The organism is Flavobacterium sp. SORGH_AS_0622 (assembly GCF_030818825.1).
Taxonomy (GTDB): domain Bacteria; phylum Bacteroidota; class Bacteroidia; order Flavobacteriales; family Flavobacteriaceae; genus Flavobacterium.
In genome coordinates, this window is sequence record NZ_JAUTAX010000001.1 from 3865302 (window position 1) to 3883906 (window position 18605).

Here is an 18605-nt window from a genome sequence, read left to right on the forward strand (position 1 = left end):
TTTTAAGATTTAAAAAAATGTATTTTACGTTAAATCTAAAGTTTCGATTGTAGATAAATCAGCATTGAATTTTACAAAAGATGCAGGAAATCCAGCTTTAATTTTTCCGATTTTATCTTGCAGACCAATTGCTGCTGCAACTCTTGAAGCCGCCATTTTTACTGCTTCATCTGCAGAAACTTCAAGATGATTATAGGCGTTTTGTACTGCTTCTGCCATTGATATTGCCGCACCGGCCAAATTACCGTCTTCATTTCTGTAAAAACCATTTTCTAAATGAGCATCAAAATTGTCCCATTTAAAATTGGATACTTTTCGGCCTAAAAACGTTGCGTCGCTGATTAGAAAGAATTTGTCTTTTTTAAGTTTGTAAGCCACTTTGGCCGCTGCATAATCACAATGTACGCCGTCCAGAATAACTGGAGCATAAACTTCTTCATTTTCAAAAACTGCCCCAACCAATCCTGGTTCACGATGTCCAAACTGTGTCATGGCATTAAATAAGTGCGTTACCAGATTTATTCCTTTAGCAAAATAAGGTTGCGCTTCTTTATGGGTTATGGTCGAATGCCCGATTGAAATGGTAATTCCGCTTTCAATCAGCATATTTAATTGTTCTTCTGTAAAACATTCTGGAGCAATTGTAATTACTTTTATTACATCTTTTCCTTTTTCGATAATTTCCCTAAGTTCTTCATTTGTTGGTTTTCGCACCTGATCGATACTGTGGGCGCCACGTCTTAAGGGATTTAAAAATGGTCCTTCTAAATGCATTCCGAAAACACCATTATTATGCTTTTTTATGTAATCGCGAACTGCTTCAATTCCTTTTAAGATTGTTTCGTTTGAAGAAGAAATCAAACAAGGTAAAACATGTGTTGTGCCGTATTTCAAACTCGAATCGTAAATATCCTGAATGGTTTCTTCGTTGGGAGTCTGGCTGAAATAATACTTTTCGCCGCCATTGATTTGAATATCTATAAAACCAGCTGCAAGATGATTGCCTCCTAAATCAATTTTTTCAATATCACTTGGAATTTCATTTTGCACCGAAATAATAATTCCGTTTTCTATAATAACGACACCATTTTCGATTATTTCTTCACCGGTATGCACAACAGCGTTTACAATTGCTTGTTTCATGTTTAATTTATTTCTTTTAATTTTTAACTCAGAAATGAAAAGAGAAAGGTCGTATTATTTCTCTAAATAAAAAAGCTTCAGAAAAAATCTGAAGCTTTTTTGAATTTAAATTCTGAAAATTAATATACTACAGTCATTGCAAACTGCATATTTGATTTGTTTTAATCTGGATTTGCCAGTATTTTGTACAACTCTGCATTAGAAAGATAAAACTGATTTTCTAGACTAATTTGAGATAATTTGGCACTTACTAGATTATTTTCTCTAGAATTAATTAAGAAAATGGAACTTTCTCCAAATGAAAACAGTTTCTCTTCTGAATTCAGCATTGTCATATAATCGTTAACAAGATTATCAATTACGGTTTTCTGTCTTCGTAAAGAAGCGATTTCTGTCTGCTGTGCTTTTATTTTATTTTTAAGTTCCAATCGCTGCTGCCCAATGTCGAACTGCAGATCCTGAATTTTAATTTTAGCCATTTTTAAATTCCCTCTTTCTTTTCTTAAGAAAATAGGAAAACTAAAATCGATATTAAATTTATAATCATCGGCATTAAAAGTATTCCAGTATTGAGGTTCTGAAATATAATTGTAACCAACATTTACTTTAGGAAGCAGTGAATTTGCCTTTAACCGCCTGTTCACTTCCAAAATAGACATTTTAGTTTCTAAAGATTGTATTTTCGGATGCGAATCCAGTGATTCAACATCAACCATCATGGCATCTGTTCTTAAAGTTTCTTCAATCGTCTGACCTAAATTCTGCTCTGGTTTTACAAAATCTCCTAATTCAACTGGAACATTTTCAATCCACAAATAATTAGCCAGATTAAGTTTTGCTTTTGCCAGTTTCAGATTTGCATTTTCTACATTTAATTCTCTGTTTCGCACAGTAATTCGAGCTTCAACGCTGTCAATTGCAGGAGAGTCTCCAGATTCAATTAATTTTTTAACACCAGAAAAACGCGTACTTGCAAAGCCTAAGTAATTTTTATACAATTCGGCTTCATTGTAACTTCTTCTCCAATCGAAATAAGCTTCACTCGCTTTGTACAAAACTGCGATAGCTTTCAGCTTTCGTTCGGCATCACTTAATTTTACCTGAAGTTTTCCTTCTCTCACATCAGCCATTCGCTGATTAATAAACATTCCCTGCCCTAAAGCCACGCTGATTCCGAGCGATGTTAAACCCGCTTCAGGTGTACGATTCTGCGGATTGTAATATTGTCCGTCTGTATCATCAAAACCAGCTTTTACTTCAATTCCGTACCAAGTCGGAATTTTGAAACTGCTGTTTAATATGGAATAATATTCGGTTCCTTTAAATTCTTTCTTATTGTAATCTACTTCAATTTTTGGATCAAAGCCCCCACGCGCCGCCATTAATCTCGCCTGTGCATTGGTTACTTCAAGATTGGCTTGTTTGACGAGCGGATGGTATTTTTTGACATATCCCAAAAACTCGCTGAAACTCAATTCTTCTTCATTAAAGCTTTGACTTTGAAGCGAAGAAAAACTCAGCAGAAATAAGAAAGAAAGCAATTTTACAAGATTTCTCATTTTATTTTTTCTCCTTTCCTTTTTCTTCTTTATCACCAGAATTATAATAGTTTGGCGGGAAACCATTCAAGTTTCGCCAAATTTCATACCCTACAGAAACCGTTTCGAGCAAAGCAATACTTTGTGCTCCGGCACCAATACTTAATTCTTTTGGCCAGTGACGATCTTCTCCATCTGGCGATACCAAAATTCTATATTTCCCATTCGGACTAATAAAGTTTTCTATCGCAACGACTTTACCTCCATAAGTTCCGTATGATAATCCTGGCCATCCAGAAAATACGATTCTAGGCCATCCGTCAAACCAGACACGAACTTTTGCACCGCGGTGAACAAGCGGTAAATCAATAGGATCTACGTAAGTTTCTACAGCAATATCATATTTAGACGGCATAATGCTTACAACTGGAGTTCCTTCTTTAATAGTTTCTCCAAGACCAGCCAGCAAAGCACGATTGACATAACCGCTCTGAGGCGCTGTAATGTAATATAAACCATTTCTCAATTTATAATTGGTGTATTGATTTTCCAGCTTATTTACCTGAGCTTCTGTATCGTACTGTGTACTTAATGCTGTAAATTTATCACTTCTTGATTTTGATATTTTTTCAGCATATTCAGCCGTAATTCTATTGATTTCAACTTTGGCGTTTATCAGTTCGTTTCTGCTGCTTAAAAGTTTATTTTCCTGTGTAATAATATAAGCTTCAGACTCTTGCAGTTTTAATCTTTTCTGCTCAACATCTGTCATTGGTTTTAAACCTTCTTTGTTTAATGCTGTAGAACGATCAAATTGTGTTTTTGCAATTCGCAATTGTGTTCTTACCGCAACAAGATCCATACTGTCACTTTTTATTTTCAGTTGTGCCTGACGAATTTTATTCTGCGCCTGCTGCAATTTCAATTGTCTTTCTGTTGTAAGCGACTGTGCCTGAACATCAAGAGAACCTACTTTATCACTATACGATTCTGCTGCCATTTTTTTGGCATCAACTTGTTCTTTGGTATTTGCAACCAAATTTGGATCTAGGTAATCTTCTTTAATCTCTGAAATAAAAAGAATAGTATCTCCTTTTTTTACATAATCTCCTTCTTTTACAAACCATTTTTCAATACGTCCAGCAATAGCATTATGCACAGTCTGCGGTCTTTGATCTGGTTTTAAAGTCGTTACAGAACCGCTTCCAGATATATTCTGTGTCCAAGGCAGAAAAAGACAGCAGATAAGAAAAATCAAGAATCCGATTATGACTTTATTTAAAATTTTATAATGTGGCCTGCGGGCAACGCTTGTAATCGATTTGTATTTGCCCGGCGTTATAAGTACGTTATTATCTTTAGATATATTGAGCATGATTAAAGCTTTATGTCGTTAATAATTTTTCCGTCATCAATCGTGATCATACGGCTGCACTTGCTTTTCCAAATGTCACTTTTAGAAGTTACAATTACAGTCCAGTCGTTTTCATCAGAAAGTAAAAAATCAACAATTTTGTTCGAAGTTAATTCGTCCATTTTATCAACCGGATCTTCTAAGAATAAAATATTCGGTTTCCCGACAATACTTCTGGCCAAAAGAATCTTTTGAACATCTGAAGCAGAAAGTTCGCGCCCGCCTGGATGAATTTGATTCTCGAGTCCGTTCTCAAAAGTTTTAATATACGGTGTCAAACCAACATTATCTAAAGCCCATTTTAAATCATCACTGTTTAATGTTTCGTTTCCGAAAACAATATTCTCGCGTATTGTACCTGCAAAAAGTGTATCACCCTGCAAAAAAGTTCCTGCCTGAGCTCTGTAAGTGTCTTCGTTAAGACGGTTCATATAATTATCGGTAACATACATGGCACCGCTTTCTGGCTCCAAAACTCCGGAAAGAAGTCTTAACAAAGTACTTTTTCCAGCTCCGTTTGTTCCGGTTAGAATAATTTTTTCGCCCTGAGAGATTTTTAAATTAATATTCTTAAGCGATTTTTTGGTATGTTCTGGATAATTATAACTGATACTTTCGGTTTCTATATTAATTCCTTTTTCTGTTTTATCAGAAGTCTGCGGAATGCATGAAATTTCCATATCCGTAATCTGTCCAATTTTTTCAAGGGAAGTCAAAACATCATAGAAAGATTCTAATCCGAAAATAATTTTCTCAACTGAGTTAATCAATAATACAATTACAATTTCAGCTGCTACGAACTGCCCTATGTTCATTTGGTGGTGAATTACCAGAAAACCACCGATCGACAATAAGGCAGCGGTAACAATTACTTTAAAAATAGTCAGCTGTATATATTGTTTTTTCATTACCTGAAAGTGTTTTTCACGGTAGTTAACATATTGACTCACATAGCCGTCATTTCTGTCTAAAGCGTATTCAAAAGCACCTTTTCTGCGGAAACTTTCTCGATTGCGGGCAATTTCCTGAAGCCATGCTGCTACTTTATATTTAAACTTCGACTCGTTCAAACTGGTTTCTAGACCATCTTTGTAAGAAAATTTAAAAATGACATATAAAATAACAATGAAAAGAAGTCCGATAACCATAAAGAAAGAATGGTAAAGAACCAGTAAAATAATACCCAGACCCACTTGAAGAAATGCTGTACAGAAATCAAGCAGTAATTTTGCCGTTCCTTTCTGCACCGTTAAGGTATCAAAAAAACGATTGGCTTTTTCGGGCGCATATTCAGAATACATTTCTTTAAATTTAATTAAAGGCATTCTGTATGCAAATTCAAATGAAGAACGAACGAAAATTCGCTGTTGCAGGTTTTCGACTATACGAAGCTGTAAGATTGTTAAAACACCGCCAAAACCAACTCCAATTGTAACTAAAACTACGAGAACAATCCAAGAAACGCTGAGTTGTCCGCTTTGAATAAAATTAATAATAGCCTGGATTCCCAAAGGCAGTGAAAGGTTTACTAACCCTCCAAAAGCAGCATAGAAGATAATTTGATATACATCGCGCTTATCGAGCTGCAATAAGGTATAAAAACGTTTTAATGGTGTCATGAATGTAAGTATAAATACGAGATTATTACATAGAATAAATATACGGCAAAAACCGTATTCGAGATCAAGATTTTTCTTCCAATCCCTAAAAAACAAGTATTTATGAGTTCACTCGAGGAGGCGGTAAATGTATCTTACCATGAAATCCAAACGAAAACATTGGATTATTGATGTAGTTTTTTCCTTTGGTTTCTATGTGAAAATAAAAATTAGGCATTGATGATTCTATCGAAATCAAATATTCCATTGCTGGAATTCCTTTGGCTAATTTCGCTGTTTTCGTGTCTTTTGTTTCGTAATCATCCAACTCTTCTGGAATTCCGTCACACTTAAAAACTTTCTTTAAAAAGTTACATGCAATACCTTTTACAGTATAAGTTTCGGCATTGTCGCTTATAATTCTGCCAAAACTATTGGAGATATTTAAACTGCTGATTAAAAAATAACCGACTAGTAACACCTGAAGGCATTTGCAAAAAAAGCTATTTTTAATTTTATTCAACATTTTCTAAAAAATAAAAGTTACATCACCAATAAAATCCCTGAAAGACTTTAACCAAATACAGTTTAATATTTCTAAGTCTTTTTTGCCTCTAAATTTACTTTTCAGTCTAAAAATCACATTCGATTTTGTTCAAAACCTCAGTGATTTAGAGCAGTCATCCTAATTTTTAGGAGCGCGCAATTTAGCGCCATTTTTTTTGCAGAACATTAAAATAACATTAGAATTTAGCTCTTTTTAAAACTTTAAAAATAAATTAACAGGACATTCCTACACTTAAAGATTATCGAAATTATATAACACCACGCTATAATTCTATAACTCCCAAATAGATAGGAATTCTACTTTTGATAATCGAAAATTTCGATAAAATATAATAAAAAGATTAAACAAGTGTTACCGATTAAACAAACCCGATTTATAAACCATTTAATATATAATCAAGAGATGATCTACGCAAAAAATGATTTGACCCGATTTTTAGATGCACAAAATAAACTTTATCTGACTGCTCTTTCTGAGATTAAAAAAGGAAAAAAAGAAACACACTGGATGTGGTTTATTTTTCCGCAGATAAAAGGATTGGGAAAAAGCGCGCTCTCTGATTATTATGCGGTTGCAGATCTTAAAGAAGCAACTGAATTTTTAAATCATCCGATTTTAGCAAAACATTTAATTGAAATCTCAAAATTGCTTTTGACTTTAAAGAAAAAGTCAGCAGAAGGTATTTTGGGAGAACTTGGTGCAAGAAAACTGCATTCGTCAATGAGTTTATTTGTTCAGGTAGAAAATGCAGATCCTGTTTTTCAAGAAGTTCTGGATACTTTTTTCTACGGGCATTTAGATCAAATGACTTTAAACTTTACTAAAAAAGCCGTTAAACAGCCAGAAGCTGTTCTTTCTTAATACTCTCTCTTAGGATTCTAAAAAAAGCGGTTATCTCAAAATTGAGATAACCGCTTTTTTACGTTTATATAGCTAACATCATTCCGTAGGAATGTCCCATTGGTAGACAAAATAATGACCCGTCATATTCACGTTCAGTAGGAACGTTTGAAATTGGTAAATTGTTAAAAAACAATGTCAAAATGAAACGTTCCTATGGAACGATGAATATGCTAACAATAATTTTCTACCGATGAAATGTTCCTACGGAACAAAAAATATAAAAAAAAAAGACTATCACTTTTAGATAGTCTCTTTCATCAACAATATAATTACAAATTAAAGATAAAAATCTCTTTATGAACTTTTCTCAAAATTAGAAACGCCTTTTTGCAGCCAGTTTAAATATTCTTGAATATTTGGATTGTAGGCTGAAGTTTCATTGAGCTTTTCGCCGTTATGATTTACCAAAACATAAAAAGGCTGTGCATTGGTTTTGTAAGTTAGTGTTTGAAATTCACTCCATTTTTGACCAATATATTTTAACTTTTTCCCTGTCAGCTTAGAGGTAGTCTGCTCGTTTTGCGTCAATTCTCTCTTGTCGTCAACGTATAGAGAAATCAAGACCACATCGCCTTTTAGAATTTTCTGTACTTTTTCGTCAGACCAGACATTGTCTTCCATTTTTCGGCAGTTTACGCAGGCGTGGCCGGTAAAGTCGATCATAACTGGTTTTCCTATTTTTTTGGCGTACTGCATTCCTAAATCGTAATCGGTAAAGGCCATAATGTTATGGGGCCCAAGCTCTGCTCCTTCTGGAAGATTCTGTATTATTTGCGACGAACTTGAATTATTCAATCCATTTGGAATTTCGCTGTAATGCATTGGCGGCGGAAAACCGCTGATCATTTTTAGCGGAGCACCCCAAATTCCGGGAATTAAATAAATGGTAAAAGCTAGGACTACAACACCAAGTCCAAGTCTTCCAACGCTGATATTTGAACTCGGCGTATCATGCGGTAACTGAATTTTTCCGAATAAATAAAAAGTCAGCGTTCCAAAAATGGCAATCCAAATGGCTAAAAAAGCTTCTCTTTCCAGCCAATGCAGCTGCAGAACCAAATCGGCATTTGATAAAAATTTGAACGCTAGAGCCATTTCTAAAAATCCCAAAAACACTTTTACCGAATTTAACCATCCACCAGATTTTGGAAGTGAATTCAGCCAGCCGGGAAAAGCAGCAAATAGTGTAAAGGGTAAAGCCAAAGCCAATGAAAAACCAAACATTCCCACAAAAGGTGCGATTCCTCCGCGTGAAGCGGCTTCCACCAATAACGTTCCAACAATTGGTCCTGTACATGAGAAAGAAACAATTGCCAAAGCCAAAGCCATAAATAATATTCCAACGATTCCGCCTTTGTCTGCTTGCGTATCAACTTTATTTGCCCATGAATTCGGCAGCATAATTTCGAATGCACCCAAAAATGAAAAGGCAAATACCATTAACAGCACAAAAAAGATCAGATTGAACCAAACGTTTGTAGAAAGCGCATTAAGAGAATCTGCTCCAAAAACCCAAGTTACAACGGCGCCTAGAAAAATATAAATGGCAATAATCGAAATTCCGTAAAAAATGGCTTTTCTAATTCCCTGCGATTTGGTTTTGCTTTGTTTGGTAAAAAAACTGACCGTCATTGGGATCATCGGGAAAACGCAAGGCGTCAGCAATGCAGCAAATCCAGAGAAAAATGATAAAAGAAAAATAGTCCACAAGCTTCTTGATGCTGTTTTGGGCTGGATTTTTTTTACTGCTGCTTTTGGCGTTTCAACTATTTCTTTTGAAACTATTGATGCTTTTTCTTTTAATTCTAAAACCGAAGAATCAACAACAATTGGTTTATTATTTTCTTTTACGGTTGTTTCTATTAAAGTTTTCGCTTTCGCGGAAGGAATAATCGTAAATTCTAATTCATCAGAACTTGGCGGCAGACAATTTTCATCATTACAAACCATAAACTCCACTTGAGCTTTAATTTTGAAAGGTTTGGACGAAAGTATTTTAATGCGTTGTGTAAAAGCTGCTTCTTTTTCAAAAAACTTGATCTGCATTTTAAAAACGGGATCATTAATGTTTTTTCCTTTTTCTTCTTTTACATTATCAACTAATTGAAAATCTGAACTCCTGCTGAAACTAAAAGTTGTGGGAAGCGGACCTCCGTCTGCAACTTCCTGACTGTATAAATGCCAGCCCGATTCTATAATGGCTTTTGCCTGCAATTCATATTCAGTATCAGAAATTTTCGCAATACTGGTTTTCCATTTTATTGGGTTATATATCTGAGCTTTTACTAATATGGAAAACAGCAGGAAAAAGCCCAGTAAAAAAATATTCTTTTTCATGGGTAAAAACTTTAGAAAGAGGGTTGAATAGCAAAACAACCCTCTATTAAATCCGCTATTCAAACTAAATTGCTTACTAATTCAAAATAATTGATTGATAGGGAAATACAAATTAAACTCTAGTAATAAAAACTCTTCAGATTATTGTAGTGGTTTGAAAACGATTTCATATGAATCGGCTTTGTATAAAAACGAATTCGCAAAGTCCTGAATATCTTTTGCTGTAATACCTTTTATAATATTTTCGTAATTATTAGGATCATTCATATTCTTGCCATCTATAAAATAACTGTAAAGCAAATAACTGCTATACATATTAAAATTTTTGCTGTCTTCTTTCTCCTTTAAATAGTTTGTTTTTGTTTTTTCTAAATCCTCAGCTACAATATCTCCTTTTTTAATTTTATCAATTTCTTGATAAACAATTGGAAGTAAATGCTCTACTTTATTAGCATCGCAGTCAAAGTTAATTTCTAGACTAGCTTTTGAAATTGGTAATTTGTCAATTCCTGAATCCACACCTGCGCCATAAGTTCCACCTTCTTTTTCACGAAGACTTTCTGTATAACGCAAAGTCAATATATCTCCTAAGAAAGAAGCTAAAATTTTGTTTCGCTGATTATAAGCATAGTCCTTTACAAATGTGATTCGAACAGAACTTTTTGCAGTTTCCATTTTTATGAAAACATCTCTATCAATTTTATTCGACGTCCATTTTGGAATCTCGGTATTAAATTTTTCCTTTCGTTTAATCCCATTTATACTTGCGATGTATTTTTCTAGTAATGGTTTTAAAACTTCTGCTGTAACATCCCCAACAATAAAAAAATCAAAATTTGAAACATCTGCAAAGCGATCCGTATAAATCGCTTTCATTTTATCAAAAGATAAATCATCGATATATTTTTGATCTAATGGACGAATTTTAGGGTTATTTTTTCCGTAAACAATGTTAGACAGACTATCCTGCATCTTAGCATTAATGTCGTTTTCTCTATTTTTTAAAGAGTTTTGAAGTCTCTGCTTTAAAAGTTCGTACATTTTAGTATCAAATCTTGGCTGTACAAAACGCAGATGCACTAGCTGCATCATCGTTTCGATATCTTTAACATTTGCAGAACCCGAAACTGTTTCCTTTACAGAATTTAAACTTACAGATGAATTTGCAATTTTTCCTTTTAAAACCTTTTCTAAATCAACATTAGAAAGTTCACCAACGCCAGACATCATTGCCAGACTTGTAGAACGATATGCTGAAGGCATGTCTTCAGATTTATACATGGATATACCGCCCAAACTTTCTGCTTGCAGGTTTATCTGTTTTTTGTTTTTATCTGCAAACTTATAATGCACTTTTACGCCGTTGCTTAGTACAAAAGTTGTGGCATCGATTGCAGTTTCTTTTTTCTCAGAAACAATTTTTCCTGGATTAATTTTGAGATTTCCTAAAAGTGTTTTTCCTTCAAAAGTATCTACATACGCCTGTAGCGAAGTGTCATTTTCAGCTTTCTCAATAATATCAAAAGCTTTTTCTTGTGCTAAATTTCCCTCCCCTTCTACACCGGTTACTGTTACAACACGATTTTCTTTTGTGTATAATTTAGTGATTTCGTCCTGAAGCGTTTTAGTATCAATATTCTTCAAAATGCTTTTCGTCATTTCAAATTCTGCTTTAGGATCTGCGATAACTTCATGGTTCAAATAATCATCTTTTACCATTCCGATTACTTGTTTGTGCGAAATCTCGTTTAGTTTGTCTAAATAATTCTCATATCTAGAAATCGTTTCTGTAACTGCTCTTTCGATTTCTCCTTTTGAAAAACCAAATTTATAAGCTCGAACCCATTCGTTCATTACTGCTGTTAAAGCTTCGGCTTGTTTATCTGGTTTTGGCGTTATGCTTACTACAAAAACATCGTTCAAACGTGAATATTTTTGATATCCAATTTGCGCTCCTTTAAAAGGACATTCTTGTTTTTGAGCCATTTCGCTCAAACGATTGTTTATAATTCCAAACGCAATGCTTCGCTGTGTAGATTTTTCTAAATCGGCATAAGTTCCACTTGCTTTCTCAGCTTTATGACGAATCATAAAATTGATATTCGATGCTGCAATTTCTTTGTCTAGAGCCAGTTTAAAAGTAGGTTCTGCTTTTTCTGGAATAGCAACTTCAAATCTTTTTTTCGGATTTACGGGTGTTGGAATATCTGCAAAAAGTTTTTTGATTTTTGCCTCAATTTCATCTGCATTAATATCTCCAACAATTGCGATTGCCTGTAAATCCGGACGGTACCAATCTTTATAAAAATCTTTTAAAACTTGATATTTGAAGTTTTTAACGATTTCCATATCGCCAATAGGCATACGGTCTGCGTAAAGCGAATTGTTGTAGTAATATGGCGCTAACTGATTGTAAATTCTAGCGCGCGCGTTTTGTCTCGTGCGCCATTCTTCGGTAATTACACCGCGCTCGGCATCGATTTCTTCATTCGTCAGCGATAAAAAATTAGACCAATCGTGTAAAACCAATAAACAAGTATCGACTACTCCTCCATCTTTTGACGGAATATTGTCTAAATTGTAAACTGTTTCGTCTGTGCTGGTATACGCATTGATATTTTTGCCGAAAACAGCACCTTGTTTTTGAAGCGTATTCAGGATTCCTTTTCCTTCAAAATTTTTGGTTCCGTTAAAAGCCATATGTTCCAGAAAATGCGCCAAACCTTTCTGCTGGTCGTTTTCTAAAATCGAACCTACATTTTGAATGATGTAATAACTTGCTGTATTTTTATTGACCTCAGTAGGATAAATATAGTACGTCATTCCATTTGGCAGCACTCCTTTTTTTATTTTTTGGTTGACCGCAATTGGATCGTTTGCTTTATAATGCTGCGCTTGCGCGAATGACAAACATCCAACGAAGAGCAGTAAGATCGCTATTTTTTTGCTGTATTTCATAAAGCTGGTTTATTAACTTTTCAATAATTTGTCAAGCTGTTCTCTTAGTTCAGGATTTGAAGGACGAAACGCATCTGCATTGATAATGTTTCCTTTTGGATCAAACAATAAGAATCTCGGAATGGCATTTACCTCGTAATTTTTAGCCACATCTGAACCAAAATCTTTATCTGCCATTAACTGAATTCCTTTTAATTGTTCTTTAATAACGTAATCTTTCCATTTTTGTGCATCTTTTGGTTTATCTAATGAAAGGCTTACAAAAACAATATTTTTTCCGTGATAATCTTCTTCGATTTTTTTCATGTGAGGAATCTCAGCCTTACATGGTCCGCACCAAGTTGCCCATAAATCGATGTAAACAAATTTACCTTTAAAATCTGAAAACGAAACCGGTTTATCATTAATGTCTTTATACGTAAAATCTAATCCTTTTTGACCTACGCTTTTATGCAATACTTTTTCGTATTCTACTAAAAATGTTTTACTTGCATCAGAAATCATAAAAGGTTTTATACTTGGTGCAATTTTTTCATATTCTTCAATTTTCATTCTTGATGTTGCAACTGCATCACGAAGATAAACATCTTTTAAAGCTGGATCTGTAATGTGAGTAATTGCTTCTGCTAAATCCAGACGTTTTGGTCCTCCACCAGAATTCATTGTTACATAAAAGAAATAATGTGACATTAATGAAACGCCATTTTGCAATTTTAATAAATCTGGATCTGTAAACTTTTTATCGGTCTGCCAAGTTTTGATTACCGCAGGACGATCATCTTTATCTGGAAATGCAGTTCTAGGCATTCTGAAAAAAGTATACGTCAATTCTTCAACATCTGTTGCAACGGCTAATTTTAATAACTTATTAAAGCTAGCATCTTTCGTTTTTATTGAATTCGAAAATTCTTCTGCTTTAGCCACACCTTTATCTATAAAAGGATAAAACTCCACATAAGTTACATTTCCTCCAAGTCTAGCGAAAGGCGCAAATTCGTTGTAAATTTCATTGGCTTTTTGAACCAAGGCATTTTGTCCGATATTTTTCCCGCTTAAAACGTAATTTTCTTTATTGATAACAAGATTGATATCCAATTTAGGTTCTAAATACAAACGAATTAATTGGTTTCTGCTTTTAAATTGTCCGTAATCGACATAATAAAAGCCAGCAGCTGAAACTGGTGTCATAAAGCCAAACTCCCCCAGCGAATTAACTTTTGCGGTAGCTGCAACGACTGGCTTTCCTTCTTCGACATTGTAAAGTGTAACTTCTTTTACTTTACTATCTGGAATCGAAATCGTTCCTTTAATTACTGCATATTCAGATAGGTTTGCAGCAAAACTCATTTGAACCGTAATGAAGGTTAAAATGAAATAAAAAATGTGTTTTTTCATAATAGTATATTTGTTTTTTGATTGATAGATTAAATTGAAATTCGCATCGATTGCTCGTCTTGTTCTATAATAATATCTTTGCTTTCTTTAGTTTCTTTCAGCTTTTTTAGATTTTCTGGTTTTACTAAATCTTTGGCTTCGAAATCGTTTATCTGAGTAACTTTTGCTCCAACTTTTACTTTCTTTAAATCTTCGTTTTGCTGATCTAAAACTCTTTTTACTAAAAGATTCTGGTTTTCATCAAAATCTAAATCGAGTCCGCTCAAATAAAAAGAAGGTGTTTTATTGAAATTTTTATTGGGTTCTAAATACACGGTTTTGTGTAATAAATCGATTGTAAAATTGAAACGTTTTATTAAATCAATTCCCAAAGATCCATCGGCGAAAGCCCAGCTTTTATTGGCTTCGTCATACTCTTGAAGTGCCACGGTTACATTTGAAAAATTGTTTCCGTTAATAGAAATATTCGGAATGGCGCCGCCAACAATTTTAGTTTGTTTTCCTAAACTGTAATTGACAGATGTGTACTCGGTTTTTAAACTTGCTTCGAGATTATTTTTATGATTAAAAGGTCCGTAAGCAATGAGATCATAACCTGCTCCAGTATCAAAAGTGAAACTGCCTTCGACTGTTTTTTTATCTTCAAAAGTCAGATTCATTTTTACTACCGGAAGTCCCGATTTATAATCAAAAACCAACGGCTTTGCTTTTCCCCAATAATTAAAATTTCCGAAGTTGTACAAATCAATAGTCATGGTATCAAAATTGACAGAAGTGATATAATTTCGAAGCAGATTGGCACCAAATAAGCCGTCATAAACACCGTGCTTTGGAAAAATTACCAATCCTTGTTTTTTTAAAACCTGATCTCCTAAATAAATAGTATTATCTGCGGAATACTGAACCTGCTGACTGCCGCCAACAACAGATGCCGATTTACTTTTCGTAACCACAACTCCAGCTTTGTAAGCACTGTCTGGATTTAAAGCCATTCCGTCGGCGCCTGTGTCAAGAAGCATTAAAAATTCTCGGTCGGCTTTGTTTAGTTTTATTTTAATGGCGATTCCGTTTTCGATAATTTGAAACGGAATACTTGCCACTTGTTTTACTGTTGCATTTCGGTCGACTTTGTATAAACCATCAAAAAAAGTCACGTACAAAATTTTGTTCTCTGAATTGAAAACAATTTGAGATGGCTTTTTTTGTTTTCCATTAAAACAAAAATCTACCAAAGCAAAAGTTTCATTTTTAATCGTTACAGTCTTCCCAATTTGTATAGAATCTAAAACGGGAAAAGCATTAAAAATACCATTCAAATAATATTCGTTTGAAGACGAATCTCCAACGCCAACAGTAAATTGTGGCGCCAGAAGATCTTTTATTTCATTATAATTTTTATTCTGAAAGGCTTTTTCGAAAGTTTCAATAGATTTCTGAATGCTGTTTTGAGCATAAATGTTGCAGCTAAAAATCAATATTGAAAGCAGGAATATCTTTTTCATTTCGGGTTACTTTTGTGCCGTATTCGGTTTCACTACCACTTTTTCTACTCCGAAATCTTTCAATAAAATGCTTGAATATTTTGTAAATTCTTCAGGCGTATAAAGTTCTTTTGAACCGTTTACTAGTTCTGTAAATCCTTTTAGATCATTCTTTTTTTCGTACTCTCTTTTCTTGCGCTGTAAAATTGTAAATACATGACTGTTAACACTCCATTTTCCGTAATCATTCGCTAATTTTTTACTCCCAAAAAGAAATGGATCATCATATTGTTTACCCACTCTTAATCCGGTAATAATCACAAAAGAAACCTCTTCAGAAGCATCTTTGGATTTTAAATACGTATCGATAACCTCAAACGGCACATTTCTTTTTCCGTCTAAATAAGCTTGTTTGTAAAAATCAGGATAATCTTTTTCCTGGATTTCTGGGCTGTACTTTTTGAAGATTCCTTTTTTAGCTGCTTCTTTTGCATTTTGAAGCAAGGCTGTAAACTGCTCTACGTTTTGAAATCCGCCGGCAATATCAATTACTTTTCCATCTGCATTCATAAATAAAAATGTTGGAAAACCAGTTACGCCATATTTCATACATAATTTTTCACCAATTTCTTCTTTTAAAATATCAGACTTGAAAGTGACGAAATCTGCACTTAAAACAGCTGCTACTTTTGGATCTGGAAATACTTCTTTGTCCATTTGTGCACACGGCGCACAGCCTGTAAAATACAAATCGACAAAGATTAATTTCTTCTCTGTTTGCGCTTGTTTTTTGGCCTGCGCCCAGCTTTCTTCGGTAGATTGAGCCTGTGCTTTTAAGGCAATAGATGGACAGGCAAGCAGCAAAACTGCGCTTGCGATTCTAATAAATCGTTTCATAAAGTGTGATTGTTAAGAACCGAATGAAGAATGAATTTCATGCTTCATCCGGTTTTTTTTTAGTTTAAAATTATCTTCGGCGGTATGCAACATCGACAATTTTGCATAAGCCTTCATATTTGTCAGTTAATACTAAATCGCCGTTTACCGGAGGAACTGTATAAAGCTCTAATGTGCCTGAAGTTCCATAACTGCCCACAATTAATTTTTTGTCAGCATTTTTTGCTAGAGAATTAAAAGCGATATAAGTTATTTCTTCAGCACCTTTATTAATCATCAATTTAGCCGATTGTGTTCCGTTGTCATATTCATACACTTTACCACCAACTGCATAAAATAAATACCCTGAATCTGGGCTTACAGCAAATTTTGTTGCTTTGTCAAATTCTGGCGCATTCAAAATTTCTTTGTAATAACTTTGAATCAAACCTCGAGAAAAACGCAGTAAATAGTATTTTCCTGTTGATCGATTTTTTAGAACAGCAAAATTTTCATAACCATTAAATCCAGAAGTAGTCATGTAGATTAAATCGGAGTTCGTATTATTCCAATCTAAAGTTGATGCAGTTCCAGTGACAGGTGGCATCGCCGAACAATTTCCTTTTGAATAATTAAAACGAACAAAACTGCTAGTCTCATTATTAAAGAAAACCGGCGCTGCACTTGAGCCATTATTAGAAGCTATAAAAGGCGCTGCATAAAAAGTTTTTGTAGCTGTCTCTAATATGTTTTGAGGCAAACCGTATTTTATATTAAAAGCGCGGTAATAATAATATATATCGCCTTTGCTGTAAATAAAATTTTCGCCTCCGGCACCAGGAGTTTCCATAAAATCAACCCCAAAATTGGTAGGAAATGAACCTCCCAAAGTTTCATAAGCCAAATTTTGTGATTGAGTCCACGCAAAAGAATCTGGATCAAGTCTTGCGGTACCATTTTCTGTAGTAGTTACATAAATCCCATAAGCCGAAGTAGTAGAAACGGCGCTTCCAAAACAAGAAACCTCTACAGCTTTGCCAGTTAATTTTAAAGCAGAACCTGAAGCATCTAAAACATCTGTAATAATTCTTGGTTGTGCAACACCTGGCACAATTGAAACCATATCGAGACGTGCTTTATCGTTTACATTTCCTATCACCATCCAGCCTTCATAAATAGCCGAAACTACATTTAGCTTAAAAGGTTCTTGCTGCCAAGTAACGCCTGTAACTTTATCTTTTACAAAATAGTAGATATTATAACTTCCTGGTGCTAACTTTATGACTCCATCCAAATTTTTGGTAGTTGCAAGCAATGTTCGTGATTCTAATAAAAGTTTAGCAGGATTTAGCGCTACCCATTCGTAGCTGTAACGATCTGTACTGTTGACGTCAATTAAAGTTTCATTCAAATCAGGCGTAATTTTAAAATTATCACCCGTATAAACCGTATACGCTTCTTCAATACCAGTCGCGTGTATTTCATTTATTGCACTATAATTGTAATTTCCTTCATCCTCAGCACAGCTATAAGTTAAAACCAGCAACAGCGACAGAAGAAATTGAATCTTTATATTTTTTAACATAATGTTCTATTTTTAAAATTTACTAAATGATTTTTAAGGAAAGACCATTTCTTTCCCATCCTCTTCATAAACAGTATTGCCAGATGCTTTTTGGTCAGCCAGATAACGTTTCATAAAAGCTTGATAATACATAATATCAGAAATAGCAAGTCCTACTGAACCTAATTTCTGATTGAACATTGCTGGCTCTAAATGAATCAAGTCGCACATCAAGAAGAATTTCTTTGCCGAAAAAACACCTAAATATGGTGCATACCATCCGATAGGCTGCGTTAATTTATCATCAAAAGAAAGTTTGAAAGTAATAAAGCTGATTTTTTTATTCGTCAGATTATTTATTACTTTACTTTTCATATTCGTATTAAACGATTCGTTTTCCTCTAAATTTAAAATCAGCAAAAAACCATTTTTCTTCATGTCTGCAGTTCTGAAAACAGTTACTGGCAGATCATTCACTACCGTTCCTGCAGGAATTACAAAATTTTCAGGAATTTTAAAATGAGTTCCTGATACGGCAGTACTTTTGGGATCTATGGTAATTTTTACTTTTCGGTCCACATCACTGCTTTTTCCTTGCACTCGAACTGGAATATTATAAATTCTACCAGCAATTTCAGCCTTGTCTAAAGCGAAAGTAATCCCTGTGCTATCTGTTACTGTTATAGTTGCACCGTCAGAAATTCCATAAACAGAAGGTGCAAAATAAATGCTGTCACTTCCACTATATGTTTCTATTCCTTCCTGATCGCATGAAGCAAGTCCTAAAAATGATAAAAACAATATGCTTAAAATCAATATTTTTTTCATGA

At 34.2% G+C, this 18605-nt stretch carries 13 protein-coding genes; 1 reads left to right on the forward strand and 12 read right to left on the reverse strand.

Annotated features, from left to right (window positions below; genetic code table 11):
- Positions 1 to 24: 24 nt before the first annotated feature.
- The 5 genes from nagA to QE431_RS16300 all read right to left on the reverse strand — a co-directional run bounded on the left by nagA (position 25) and on the right by QE431_RS16300 (position 6174).
- Positions 25 to 1143 (reverse strand): N-acetylglucosamine-6-phosphate deacetylase, encoded by a 1119-nt coding sequence (gene nagA / locus QE431_RS16280; protein WP_307297754.1) that lies wholly within the window; start codon positions 1141 to 1143, stop codon positions 25 to 27.
- A gap of 161 nt (positions 1144 to 1304) precedes the next feature.
- On the reverse strand, positions 1305 to 2702 hold the full coding sequence (locus QE431_RS16285) for a TolC family protein (RefSeq protein ID WP_307297757.1): 1398 nt from the start codon (positions 2700 to 2702) through the stop codon (positions 1305 to 1307).
- A gap of 1 nt (position 2703) precedes the next feature.
- Positions 2704 to 4056, reverse strand: a complete 1353-nt coding sequence (locus QE431_RS16290) for an HlyD family secretion protein (RefSeq protein WP_134139895.1) — start codon at positions 4054 to 4056, stop codon at positions 2704 to 2706.
- Positions 4057 to 4058: 2 nt separating this feature from the next.
- A complete protein-coding gene (locus tag QE431_RS16295) occupies positions 4059 to 5714 on the reverse strand; it encodes a peptidase domain-containing ABC transporter (RefSeq protein WP_057116744.1) in 1656 nt (551 codons plus the stop codon).
- Between the two features lie 100 nt (positions 5715 to 5814).
- Positions 5815 to 6174, reverse strand: a complete 360-nt coding sequence (locus QE431_RS16300) for a hypothetical protein (RefSeq protein ID WP_281866322.1) — start codon at positions 6172 to 6174, stop codon at positions 5815 to 5817.
- Between the two features lie 489 nt (positions 6175 to 6663).
- Between QE431_RS16300 and QE431_RS16305 the strand changes: the two genes are divergently transcribed.
- A complete protein-coding gene (locus QE431_RS16305) occupies positions 6664 to 7122 on the forward strand; it encodes a DUF1810 domain-containing protein (protein ID WP_057116746.1) in 459 nt (152 codons plus the stop codon).
- A gap of 336 nt (positions 7123 to 7458) precedes the next feature.
- On the opposite strand, the gene QE431_RS16310 is transcribed toward QE431_RS16305, so the two are convergent.
- The 7 genes from QE431_RS16310 to QE431_RS16340 all read right to left on the reverse strand — a co-directional run bounded on the left by QE431_RS16310 (position 7459) and on the right by QE431_RS16340 (position 18603).
- Complete coding sequence (locus QE431_RS16310; protein ID WP_307297762.1) at positions 7459 to 9501, reverse strand: thioredoxin family protein; 2043 nt, start codon at positions 9499 to 9501, stop codon at positions 7459 to 7461.
- Between the two features lie 141 nt (positions 9502 to 9642).
- Complete coding sequence (locus QE431_RS16315; protein WP_307297764.1) at positions 9643 to 12459, reverse strand: pitrilysin family protein; 2817 nt, start codon at positions 12457 to 12459, stop codon at positions 9643 to 9645.
- Positions 12460 to 12471: 12 nt separating this feature from the next.
- Positions 12472 to 13854, reverse strand: a complete 1383-nt coding sequence (locus QE431_RS16320; protein WP_307297766.1) for a TlpA disulfide reductase family protein — start codon at positions 13852 to 13854, stop codon at positions 12472 to 12474.
- 29 nt (positions 13855 to 13883) lie between these two features.
- Complete coding sequence (locus tag QE431_RS16325; protein ID WP_307297767.1) at positions 13884 to 15356, reverse strand: aspartyl protease family protein; 1473 nt, start codon at positions 15354 to 15356, stop codon at positions 13884 to 13886.
- Positions 15357 to 15362: 6 nt separating this feature from the next.
- Positions 15363 to 16232: a thioredoxin fold domain-containing protein gene (locus QE431_RS16330; protein WP_307297768.1), complete on the reverse strand. Its 870-nt coding sequence runs from the start codon at positions 16230 to 16232 to the stop codon at positions 15363 to 15365.
- 70 nt (positions 16233 to 16302) lie between these two features.
- Positions 16303 to 17796 carry a PKD-like family lipoprotein gene (locus tag QE431_RS16335; RefSeq protein WP_057116752.1) on the reverse strand — a complete coding sequence of 498 codons (1494 nt, stop codon included), beginning with the start codon at positions 17794 to 17796 and terminating at the stop codon, positions 16303 to 16305.
- A 33-nt stretch (positions 17797 to 17829) separates the two neighbouring features.
- Positions 17830 to 18603, reverse strand: coding sequence for a DUF4843 domain-containing protein (locus QE431_RS16340; RefSeq protein WP_057116753.1), 774 nt, complete (start codon positions 18601 to 18603; stop codon positions 17830 to 17832).
- Between the last annotated feature and the right edge of the window lie 2 nt (positions 18604 to 18605).